The organism is Tibeticola sediminis, from assembly GCF_003843835.1.
In the GTDB taxonomy this organism is placed as follows: Bacteria; Pseudomonadota; Gammaproteobacteria; order Burkholderiales; family Burkholderiaceae_C; genus Tibeticola; species Tibeticola sediminis.
This window is the reverse complement of record NZ_RKQL01000001.1, coordinates 711,180-722,184: the sequence shown is the minus strand read 5'-3', so window position 1 is coordinate 722,184 and position 11,005 is coordinate 711,180. Positions and strand designations below refer to the sequence as shown.

Genomic DNA, 11,005 nt, shown 5'->3' with positions numbered 1-11,005 from the left:
ACATTTGGACCGTGTTTCTCTCGATGCCCGCTCGATGACCACCGCAGATCCGAACGCCTCGCGCCCCAGCCTCCCTGTCGCGGTCGTCATGCGCCGCGAGGCGGTGCCCGGCCCCATGAGCCGCTGGCAGCCGTGGCGCTGGCGGCTCGACGAAGTGCTGATCGACGACGGCGGCTTTGGCCAAGCGCCACGGCGGCTGCTGCGGACCGAAACCGAGGAGCGCTGGCTGCATCCGGGTTTCTGCGTCGAACTGTTCAAGGACGACGCCGAGGGCTATTGGCTCAACGCCACCACACCCGCGCCGTGCTGGTTCGTGCTCTGGCGCATGGAAGCGGAGGCGACGCTGGCCGACGAGCCGATCGCGCGGCCGCAGATGGTCTCGTTGAGTTATCACGACGCCGGGCGCTGGCTCGACGCGCAGGAGACGGTCGAGCAGGTGAGCGCGCCGCCCGAGGTCGTGGCCTGGCTGCTTGCCTTTGCTCAGGCGCATTACACGCCCGAGCCCAAGCGCCGGCAGCGCCCGCAAAGTTTCCTGCCGCTGACCGATCGCTTCGGCAACCCGGCTTCGGTCAGCACCGGTGAGAAGCGCAAGGGCGCGGGGCAGGGCCATGAGTGACGGTTTCCTAAGCCGCTGGTCGCGTCGCAAGCTCGACGCCCGCGAAGGCCGACCGACCCCCGAGCCGCCGCAAGCCCCCGTCGAGCCTCGGGCCGAAGCCGTGGCGCAGAACCCGGCCGCGCCCTTAGCGCCCAGCGGCTCGCCGCGCCCCCCGGCCACCGTGGGCCGTGATCCGGCCGCGCCCATGCCGGCCGCGCCCGCTGCACCGGAGCCGCCCCCGCCCAGCCTGGCCGATGCGCTCGCGCTGCCGGCGGGCGCCGAAGTGCGGGCCTTCATGGCGCGCAACGTCGCGCCCGAAGTGCGCGCAGCGGCGGTGAAAAAGCTCTTTGCCGACCCGCACTTCAACATGATGGACGGGCTCGACATCTACATCGACGATTACTCTCGCCCCAGCCCCTTGCCGCAGGCGCTGCTGCGTGAACTGCAAAGCGCCGAGGCGCTGGGCCTGTTCGATGCGCCGAGAGAAGATGCGCCTGATCCGGCGTCCGCGCAGGCTGTGCGGGCCGCTGGCGGCGGGCCACGCCTCGATGCAGGCTTGGCTGATCCGCCTCGGACCGAGCCCGTCCCGCCCACCGATGCCGCCGATCCGGCGGTGCCGTCGGAGCCGACTGCGGCCTCCCACCCTCAACCCAACGATCCTCCGAAGACGTGAAAACCCTGATCTGCGATTGCAACCGCACCCAGCCGCTGGAACCCCGAGCGCTCGGTGAGGCCTTGGGCGAGGCCCTGGTGCTGCACAACACCCTGTGTCGGCGCGACGTGGGCGCGTTCTTGAGCGCCATCGAGGGCACGGAGCCTGTCACGGTGGCCTGCACACAGGAGCAGCGGCTGTTCTCCGAACTCGCGGCAGAGGCCCACGACGGCCGCGGCGCGGCGGTGCCCATCCGCTTCGTGAACATCCGCGAGACCGGGGGCTGGAGCCGCGATGCTGCCCAGGCCACACCCAAAATCGCTGCGCTGCTGGCGGCGGCACGCCTCGAAGACCCCGAGCCCGTGCCGACCGTGAGCTACGAGAGCCGTGGGCGCGTGCTCATCATCGGTGCGCTCGATGCGGCCGAGCGTGCGGCGGCGCTGCTGGCCGACACACTCGAAGTGACCGTGTTTGCGCGCGGCCCGGGCGAGGCTGGCGGTACGCAGACGCGGCGCTGGCCGGTGCTCTCGGGCTCGATCACGGGCTTGCGGGGGTGGCTCGGCGCCTTCGAACTGCGCTGGCGCGCCGACAACCCGATCGACCTCGACCTCTGTACCCGCTGCAACGCCTGTGTGGCGGCCTGCCCTGAAAACGCCATCGGGCTCGACTACCAGGTCGACCTCGATGCCTGCCGCAGCCACCGGGCCTGTGTGCAGGCCTGCAGCGTTGCCGGCGCGATCGATTTCACGCGGGAGCCCGAAGAACAGGTGGAGCGCTTCGACCTCGTGCTCGACCTACGCCCGGCCAACGCCACGCCCACCTTCCTGCAGCACGCCTTGCCGCAGGGCTACTTTCGCGCCACGAGCCTCGACGCTGCCACGGCGCTGCAACTGCGCAACCTCGTCGGCAGCTTCGAGAAGCCGCGCTTCTTCCGCTTCGATGCCAAGATCTGCGCCCATACCCGCAACAAAACCGTGGGCTGCTCGGCCTGCGTGGACATTTGCTCGGCCGAGGCCATACGCTCCGACATGGCCCGCGGCCGCATCGAGGTCAACCCGCATTTGTGCGTGGGTTGCGGCGCCTGCACCACGGTGTGCCCGACCGGCGCGCTCGGCTATGCCTACCCGCGGGCGAACGAGCAAGGCGAGCGGCTGCGCACGCTGCTCTCGACCTACGCGCGAGCCGGCGGGCGCGATGCCGTGCTGCTCTTGCACAGCCAGGGACGCGGGCAAGCGCTGATCGAAGAGCTGGGCCGCGGCGCGCGGCTCGGAGTGATGCACGGGGTGCCGGCGAACGTGATCCCGCTGGCGCTGTGGCACACCGCAAGCACCGGCATCGATCTGTGGCTGTCGGCCATGGCCTTCGGGGCGCGGCAAATCGCGGTGCTCGTGACCGATGAAGAGGCGCCGCAATACCTCGACGGCCTGCAAGCGCAGATGGACGTGGCGCAGGCCTTGCTGCAGGGACTCGGCTACGGTGAAGGGCACTTTCGTCTGCTGCGCGCGCAGCACCCCAGCGCGCTCGACGCGGAATTGCAGGCGCTGCGGCTTGCAAGGCCACGCGGCCCGGCCGAGCCGGCGCGCTTCGCGGTGGCCGCGGCCAAACGCGGCACTTTGGAGCTGGCGCTCGACCACCTGATCGCCCACGCGCCGCTCGCCGCGGCTGCCCGGCCCGAAGCCATCGCCTTGCCGGCGGCTTCGCCGCTGGGTGCCGTGGCGGTCGACACCGAGCGCTGCACGCTGTGCATGAGTTGCGTGGGCGCCTGTCCGGCTGGCGCGCTGCTGGACAACCCGCAGGCACCGGAGCTGCGCTTCATCGAGAAGAACTGCGTGCAATGCGGCCTGTGCGTCAAAACCTGCCCGGAGGATGCGGTGTCGCTCGTGCCGCGGCTGCTCACCACGGCGCAGCGCGGCGCCCCGCGGGTGCTCGCCCAGGCGCAGCCCTGGACCTGCATCCGCTGCGGCCAGCCGTTTGGCACGGCGCGTGCCATCGAAGCCATGCTGGTCCGGCTGTCCGGTCACGCCATGTTCCAGGGTGCTGCGCTCGAGCGCCTCAAGATGTGCGGGGACTGCCGCGTCATCGACCTGCACACCGCCAGCGACGAAACCCGCATCACCGATCTTTGAAGCTCCCCCGTACCATGTCCGACGACGCCCTGCACCTGACTTCCACCCTCGACGAGGAAACCGCGCGCGCCGAGGTCTACGGCCTGCTCGCCGCGCTCTATTACGCGCCGCCGAGTTCCGAACTGCTCGCGCAGCTGCGCGTGGCCGTCACCGAGGCGCCGGCTCCCGGCGGCTACCTCGAGGAGCCCTGGCGCGCGCTCGTCGCCGCCGCGCGCGCGCTCGACGACGCGGCGATCCGTGCCGAATACGACACGCTGTTTGGTGGCGTCGGCAAGCCTGAGGTTTATCTGTTTGGCTCGCATTACCTGAGTGGCTTCCTGAACGAAAAACCGCTCGCGGCCTTGCGCGGCGATCTCGCGGCGCTGGGCCTCGCGCGCGACGAGACCCTGCCCGAGACCGAAGACCACATCGCCTGCCTGTGCGAGGTCATGCGCTATCTGATTGCCGGTGACGATGTCGCAGTGGCCAACCTCACGCAGCAACAGGCCTTTTTTGCCAAGCATCTGCAGCCCTGGGGAGAGCAGCTCTGCGACGCGCTGGCGGCGCACCCTTCGGCCCGCTTCTATGCGGCGCTCGCGGACTTCACCCGCGCCTTTCTGCAGGTGGAGCAGCAGGGCTTTGACCTGCTGGCCTGATTTTGGGCAACGCTGAACCAGTCCCTCGCGCACCATCGCAGGAACGGATTCAGCGTTGCCTTTGACGCGAAATGGCTTAATCCCAGCGTCAATCGGTCTTGAGTTGCTCTGAATTTTGAAGTGAGTCCGTGATCCAACGCGCTGGCGGCGCGCGGCCCGGATGGCTCTGCCGAGGGTTGTTGCCGTCTCGATTTGCGAAAAGTTTCGGGATGTCCTCGTTTTCCCGAATGTAGCCCATGAAAATGAAGGATTAAGGTCCGTCCGGTGACGGTGTCAACCCGATGAGGAGCCCCTGATGCGTACATCCCCTGAAAAACTCTCTCGTCGTCGCCTCTTTGGCGGCGCGGCCACCGCCGGTGCCGTCGCGGCTGCGGCCACGTTGCTGCCGAGCGTGCGTGAGGTCGCGCCCGAAGCCGCCCACCCGGTGCCGGACGACGCGCGTCGTCCCAGTGGCTACAGCCTCAGCGAGCACGTTCGCCGCTATTACCAGACGGCGCGCAGCTGACGCGCCCACGCAAGGAGACACTGCATGTTGCTCACGCGCAAAGAACACGACGCCGTCGCCCGCACGGCCTCGCCTTTCGTTCACCGTCTGAGTCGCGGACTCAGCCAAGCGCTGCCGACGATGGATCGGCGCGCCTTCTTGCGCCGCTCGGGGCTCGGGGTGGGTGTGGGTCTGGCAGCGACGCAGCTCACCTTGGTCAAGAAGGCTCGCGCAGCCGGGGCGGCCGAGGCCGTCGGCAAGGGCAAGGTCGAAGTCAAACGCACGGTGTGCACCCATTGCTCGGTGGGGTGCGCCGTCGATGCCGTGGTGGAAAACGGCGTTTGGGTGCGTCAGGAGCCGGTGTTCGACTCGCCCATCAACCTGGGCGCGCACTGTGCCAAAGGGGCGGCGCTGCGCGAGCACGGGCACGGCGAATACCGCCTGCGCTACCCGATGAAGCTGGTCAACGGCAAGTACGAACGCATCAGCTGGGACCAGGCGCTCAACGAAATCAGCGCCAAGATGATGGAGCTGCGCAAGGCCAGCGGCCCCGACAGCATCTATTTCGTGGGGTCCTCCAAGCACAACAACGAACAAGCGTATTTGCTGCGCAAGTTCGTCAGTTTCTGGGGCACGAACAACTGCGACCACCAGGCACGCATCTGCCACTCCACCACGGTGGCCGGCGTGGCCAATACCTGGGGCTACGGCGCGATGACCAACTCGTACAACGACATGCGCAACAGCAAAGTCGCCTTGTACATCGGCTCCAACGCCGCCGAAGCGCATCCGGTCAGCCTCTTACACATGCTGCACGCCAAGGAAACCGGCTGCAAGATGATCGTGGTGGATCCGCGCTTCACCCGCACGGCAGCCAAGGCCGATGAATACGTGCGCATCCGCTCGGGTACCGACATTCCCTTCCTCTTTGGCCTGCTCTATCACATCTTCAAGAACGGCTGGGAAGACAAGCAATACATCCACGACCGTGTCTACGGCATGGACAAGGTGCGCGAGGAAGTGCTCGCCAAGTGGACGCCTGACAAGGTCGAGGAGGCCTGTGGCGTCGGCGAAGCCCGCATGCTCGAACTCGCAACGCTGTTGCATGAAAACCGCCCCGGCACCGTGGTGTGGTGCATGGGTCAGACCCAGCACACCATCGGCAATGCGATGGTGCGCGCCTCGTGCATCTTGCAACTGGCTTTGGGCAACGTGGGCAAGAGCGGCGGCGGAACCAACATCTTTCGCGGCCATGACAACGTCCAGGGTGCAACCGACGTCGGCCCCAACCCCGATTCGCTGCCCGGCTACTACGGCCTGCTCGAAGGCTCGTGGAAGCACTTCGCGAAAGTCTGGGGCGTCGATTTCGAGTGGATCAAGGGCCGCTATGCGAGCCCGGCCATGATGACCAAGCCGGGCATGACCGTCTCGCGCTGGATCGACGGGGTGCTCGAGAAAAACGAACTCATCGATCAGGATTCCAATCTTCGTGGCGTGTTCTATTGGGGTCACGCGCCGAACTCGCAAACTCGCGGGCTCGAGATGAAGCGGGCGATGGACAAGCTCGATCTGCTCGTCGTCGTCGACCCGTATCCTTCGGCGACGGCCGCCATGGCGGCGATGCCCGGCAAGCCCGAGGATCTCAACCCGAACCGTGCGGTTTATCTGCTGCCCGCCGCGACCCAGTTCGAAACCAGTGGTTCCTGCACCGCTTCCAACCGCTCGATCCAATGGCGCGAGAAGGTCATCGACCCGCTGTGGGAAAGCCGCAGTGACCACATGATCATGTACCAGCTCGCCGAAAAGCTCGGCTTCGGCAAGGAACTGGTCAAGAACTACAAGATGCAGAAGGTCAAGGGGCTCGACGAACCCGTGCCCGAGGACATCCTGCGCGAGATCAACCGCAGCGTCTGGACCATCGGCTACACCGGCCAGAGCCCCGAACGTCTCAAGGCCCACATGCGCAACATGGCGGCCTTCGATGTCAAAACGCTCAAATGCAAGGGCAAGGTGGTCGACAAGGAAAGCGGCTACGACATGAGCGGCGACTACTTCGGTTTGCCCTGGCCCTGCTATGGGACGCCCGAGCTCAAGCACCCGGGCACGCCCAACCTCTATGACACCAGCAAGTACGTGATGGAAGGCGGCGGCAACTTCCGCGCGAACTTCGGCGTGGAGCGCGACGGCGTCAGCCTGCTCGCCGAGGATGGCTCGCACTCGCTGGGCGCGGAGATCCCCACGGGCTACCCCGAGTTCGACCACATCCTGCTCAAGAAACTCGGCTGGTGGGACGATCTGACCGATGCCGAAAAGGCCGCTGCCGAAGGCAAGAACTGGAAAACCGATCTGTCCGGCGGCATTCAGCGGGTGGCGATGAAACACGGCTGCCATCCCTTTGGGAATGCCAAGGCGCGGGCCGTGGTCTGGAATTTCCCCGATCCGATTCCGCAGCACCGCGAGCCCTTGTATGGCACGCGCCCGGATCTGGTTGCGAAGTACCCCACGCACAACGACATGAAGGTGTTTTGGCGCCTGCCCACCTTGTTCAAGACCGTCCAGGACAAGGCGGTTGCCGATGGGCTCGCGAAGAAGTTCCCCTTCATTCTGACCTCGGGCCGCCTGGTCGAATACGAAGGCGGTGGCGAGGAAACCCGCTCCAACCCTTGGCTGGCCGAACTGCAGCAAGAGGCCTTCGTCGAGATCAACCCGCGTGCGGCCGCTGAGCGCGGCATCCGCGATGGCGATCGCGTCTGGCTCACGACGCCCACCGGCGCGCGGCTCAACGTCATGGCGCAGGTGACCGAGCGCGTCGCCCCGGACACCTGCTTCATGCCCTTCCATTTTTCAGGGCGCTGGCAAGGCGCGGACATGCTTGCTTATTACCCGGCTGGGGCGCACCCGGTGGTTCGCGGCGAGGCGGTCAACACCGCGACGACCTACGGATACGACAGCGTGACCATGATGCAGGAAACCAAGACGACGATTTGCAACGTCGAGAAGGCGTAAGGAGACCCCGATGGCACGAATGAAGTTCATCTGCGACGCCGAGCGCTGCATCGAATGCAACGGCTGCGTCACGGCCTGCAAGAACGAGCACGAAGTCCCCTGGGGTGTGAACCGCCGGCGGGTCGTCACGATCAACGACGGGGTTCCCGGCGAGAAGTCGATTTCCGTTGCCTGCATGCACTGCTCGGATGCGCCGTGCATGGCGGTCTGCCCGGTCAATTGCTTCTACCGCACCGAAGACGGCGTGGTGCTGCATGACAAAGATGTGTGCATCGGCTGCGGCTATTGCTCTTACGCCTGTCCCTTCGGCGCGCCGCAGTTCCCCTCGCAAGGCACCTTCGGCGTGCGCGGCAAGATGGACAAGTGCACCTTCTGCGCGGGCGGCCCGGAGCCCCACGGCAGCCAGGCCGAGTTCGAGAAATACGGCCGCAACCGCCTCGCCGAAGGCAAGCTGCCGGCCTGTGCCGAAATGTGCTCGACCAAGGCCCTGCTCGCGGGTGACGGCGACGTGATCTCCGAGATTTTCCGCACCCGCGTCGTGCAGCGCGGCAAGGGTGCCGAGGTCTGGGGCTGGGGCACGGCTTACGGCAGCAATCGGGCCGCTGCCCAGGCACAAGGAGCGAAATCATGATGAAAAAAACCGCCTTCGCGGCCATCAGCGCCGTGTTGCTCGTCGCCTGCGGTGAACGGTCGCAGGACCTTGGTGCTAGCCGAAAGGACGCGGCCCTCTACGAGGGGACGGGCGTCGCCGTGTTCACGGCGCCGGGCTGGAAGCCCGGGGACAAGGCAAGTTGGCAAAGCGAGCTGCGTGCGCGCGCGCAGTACGGGCAAAACGACTACAACCCCAGTCGCTCGAACTGAAATCCAACCGGAGTCTCGCCATGCGACATTTCCTTGCCGCCGCCTTGCTCGGTTGTTGCCTGGGCAGCTCTGCTCTCGCTCAAGACAAGGCGCCTGAGGTCGGCGCCGCGCCCGCCGCGGCGGCACCGGCGGGCATCCAAAGCGCCAATATCTTCCAAATCGCGCCCGATGCCGCCACGGCTCCGGGTTACGCGGAACAAAACAATGGTGAGCGCGCCAAGGTCCAGCCCGGCAACAACGCCCCCATCTGGCGCCAGGTGGGATCGGGCGTGACCGGCTACAGCAGCCTGCCCAAGACCCAAGCCCCCGAAGCCGGCAATCTGATTCAACCGATGGTGTCCTATCCCGGCTCGCGACTCACCACGGCGGGTGAAGCTTGGCGCCAGACGCGCAACCATTGGCTCATTCCTTACGGCGGCTCGCTGCTGCTCATCGTGCTGCTGGCCATTGCGCTCTTTTATCGGCGCAAGGGCATGATCCGGCTGCACGGCGCGCCGACTGGCCGCAAGATCGAGCGCTTCACGCCGTTCGAGCGTGCGGCCCACTGGGCGAACGCCGGCGCCTTCGTGGCGCTGGTCGTCTCCGGCGTCGTGATGGCTTGGGGCAAGTTCTTCATCCTGCCGGTGATCGGCTCGACGCTGTTCGGCTGGTTGACTTACGCGCTCAAAAACATCCACAACTTTGCCGGGCCGCTGTTCGCGGTTTCCCTGTTCATCGTCTTTCTTACCTTCCTCAAAGACAACCTTCCAACGGCCGACGATTGGCGCTGGCTCGCCAAAGGAGGCGGGCTTTTCTCCGAACACGAAATCCCGTCACACCGCTTCAACGCGGGTGAAAAGCTGGTTTTCTGGGGCGGCGTCTTCTTCCTGGGCCTCGTCGTCGTGGGCTCGGGTCTGGTGCTCGACAAACTCGTTCCGGGCTTGCTTTACGAGCGCAGCACCATGCAGATCGCCAACATGGTTCATAACGTCGCGACAGTCGCCATGATGGCCATGTTCATGGGCCATATTTACATGGGCAGCATCGGTATGGAAGGGGCGCTCGATGCGATGAAGACCGGCTACGTCGACGAAACCTGGGCCCGGGAGCATCATGAATTGTGGTACCGGGACATCGAGGCCGGCAAGATACCCGCGCAGCGCTCGGCCGCTGCCCCAGGCAGCCTGGCGTCCCAGGCCTGACGCGGTTGCTGGAGATCGGTTCAACTTTGGGAGCCTGCTGATGAAACGTTTTTGGGTGCTCGTATTGGCCTGTACGCTCGGCGCCGCTGTCTCGGCCAAGCTGCCGCCACCGACGCTAGAGGCTCAAGCCAAGGCAGCGGAAGCGAAAGCCAAGGCAGACCACGGGAACAAAGTCGCGGCTTATCAGTTGTGTAAGGCGCAAGACCGTGCCGCTGCCGCCTATTTCAAGAAGGCGAAGGCAGAGGGCCGTGAGGTGCATCCGCCCGTGCCGACCCCGCCTTGCGTGGATCCTGGTCCTTTCGTCTACACGCCCGAGGCTGCGCCTGCTGCTGCGCCAGCGGCAGCACCGGCCGCAGCAGCCGGGGCGTCTGCGGCCAAGAAGTCCTGACGATGCGTGCCGAGCGGGGTGTGGGCCCTCGGCTCACGCAAGCCCACGCGCCTTTGACGCAGGCGATCGACGTCCTAAACGAGTTTGGCGAGCGCGAATCGATCGAGATTCCGTGCGAACGCGCGTTGACGGTCTACGTGGACCGGCGGGAACTCGTGACCCTGATGACGCTCGGCGCCCATCCCGAGCTGCTGGTTTTGGGTTATTTGCTCAACCAGCGGCTGATTTCGGCGGCTGAGGAAATCGAGTCGATCACGGTCGACTGGGAGGTGGGCGCGGCTGCGGTCAAGACCCACCGGGGCATCGCCGAAATCGAAGCACGGACCGCTCGGCGCGTGGTGACGACCGGATGCGGTCAGGGCAGTGTGTTTGGCGAACTGCTTGCCGAAATCGACTCGATCCGCTTGCCCGGGGCCACGCTCGATCAAGCCCGCCTCTATGAAATTCTGCAGGCCATGCGCCAGCAGGAATCGACCTACAAGTCTGCCGGTTCGGTGCATGGCTGCGCGCTGTTCTGTGGGGGCAAGCTGAGTTTCTTCGTCGAAGATGTCGGGCGCCACAACGCGGTGGACACCATCGCAGGCTGGATGGGGCTCCAGGGTGCAGCGGTGCGTGACGATCCCGAAAAGGTGTTCTACACCACCGGTCGGCTCACCAGTGAGATGGTCATCAAGGCGGCCCAGATGGGGGTTCCGATCGTCATTTCCCGCAGCGGCATCACCCAGATGGGGCTGGATGTCGCGCGGCGGCTCGAACTCTGTGCCATCGGGCGCGCGATCAACCGTCGCTTCATTTGCTACAGCGCGCCCCAGCGGCTGCGGATGCAGCCCGAACTGGCCGGGCCTCGGCTCAAGGCCGCTTGAGCGGCACCGCCCGGCGGCCCTGCGGGCCGAGCGTCGCGGTCGCCTCGGAGGCTGAGAGGGAATTGGGCGTGCCCGAAGGGGCGCCCCAAAACGCGCCCGAGTAGGCGCAAAGCACAGCCGTAGCTCGGGCTACGGCGCGCATTTGCAACGCCCTCTGGCGTGTTTTGGGGCGTCAAAGCGGGCATGACCAATTCCCGCTCAGCCTCTCGGGGCA

The 11,005-nt window shown here is 66.1% G+C and carries 11 protein-coding genes; all 11 read left to right on the top strand.

Translation table 11 applies throughout. The annotated features are described in order from the left end of the window. The first annotated feature begins 34 nt into the window (after positions 1–34). The 11 genes from EDC62_RS03400 to EDC62_RS03350 all read left to right on the top strand — a co-directional run bounded on the left by EDC62_RS03400 (position 35) and on the right by EDC62_RS03350 (position 10,791). Positions 35–616 carry a DUF3305 domain-containing protein gene (locus tag EDC62_RS03400; protein ID WP_124220437.1) on the top strand — a complete coding sequence of 194 codons (582 nt, stop codon included), beginning with the start codon at positions 35–37 and terminating at the stop codon, positions 614–616. Further along, positions 609–1,268 carry a DUF3306 domain-containing protein gene (locus EDC62_RS03395; RefSeq protein ID WP_124220436.1) on the top strand — a complete coding sequence of 220 codons (660 nt, stop codon included), beginning with the start codon at positions 609–611 and terminating at the stop codon, positions 1,266–1,268. Before EDC62_RS03400 ends, EDC62_RS03395 begins: the two co-directional genes overlap by 8 nt. Next, the gene (locus tag EDC62_RS03390) at positions 1,265–3,373 is read left to right on the top strand and encodes a 4Fe-4S dicluster domain-containing protein (protein WP_124220434.1); all 2,109 of its coding nucleotides are present in this window, start codon (positions 1,265–1,267) and stop codon (positions 3,371–3,373) included. The genes EDC62_RS03395 and EDC62_RS03390 overlap by 4 nt, the downstream gene beginning before the upstream one ends. Before the next feature lie 14 nt (positions 3,374–3,387). Next, on the top strand, positions 3,388–4,008 hold the full coding sequence (locus EDC62_RS03385; RefSeq protein ID WP_124220431.1) for a TorD/DmsD family molecular chaperone: 621 nt from the start codon (positions 3,388–3,390) through the stop codon (positions 4,006–4,008). Positions 4,009–4,303: 295 nt separating this feature from the next. Continuing rightward, positions 4,304–4,513, top strand: a complete 210-nt coding sequence (locus EDC62_RS03380) for a formate dehydrogenase (RefSeq protein ID WP_124220429.1) — start codon at positions 4,304–4,306, stop codon at positions 4,511–4,513. A gap of 24 nt (positions 4,514–4,537) precedes the next feature. After that, complete coding sequence (locus EDC62_RS03375; protein ID WP_124220427.1) at positions 4,538–7,498, top strand: formate dehydrogenase subunit alpha; 2,961 nt, start codon at positions 4,538–4,540, stop codon at positions 7,496–7,498. Between the two features lie 10 nt (positions 7,499–7,508). Continuing rightward, positions 7,509–8,129, top strand: a complete 621-nt coding sequence (gene fdh3B / locus EDC62_RS03370) for a formate dehydrogenase FDH3 subunit beta (RefSeq protein ID WP_124220425.1) — start codon at positions 7,509–7,511, stop codon at positions 8,127–8,129. Next, complete coding sequence (locus EDC62_RS03365) at positions 8,126–8,359, top strand: hypothetical protein (protein WP_245968726.1); 234 nt, start codon at positions 8,126–8,128, stop codon at positions 8,357–8,359. Before fdh3B ends, EDC62_RS03365 begins: the two co-directional genes overlap by 4 nt. A gap of 20 nt (positions 8,360–8,379) precedes the next feature. Next, positions 8,380–9,540 (top strand): formate dehydrogenase subunit gamma, encoded by a 1,161-nt coding sequence (locus EDC62_RS03360; RefSeq protein WP_124220423.1) that lies wholly within the window; start codon positions 8,380–8,382, stop codon positions 9,538–9,540. Between the two features lie 40 nt (positions 9,541–9,580). Beyond that, positions 9,581–9,928, top strand: coding sequence for a hypothetical protein (locus tag EDC62_RS03355; RefSeq protein WP_124220421.1), 348 nt, complete (start codon positions 9,581–9,583; stop codon positions 9,926–9,928). A 2-nt stretch (positions 9,929–9,930) separates the two neighbouring features. Next, positions 9,931–10,791, top strand: coding sequence for a formate dehydrogenase accessory sulfurtransferase FdhD (locus tag EDC62_RS03350; protein ID WP_124220419.1), 861 nt, complete (start codon positions 9,931–9,933; stop codon positions 10,789–10,791). Positions 10,792–11,005 lie beyond the last annotated feature (214 nt).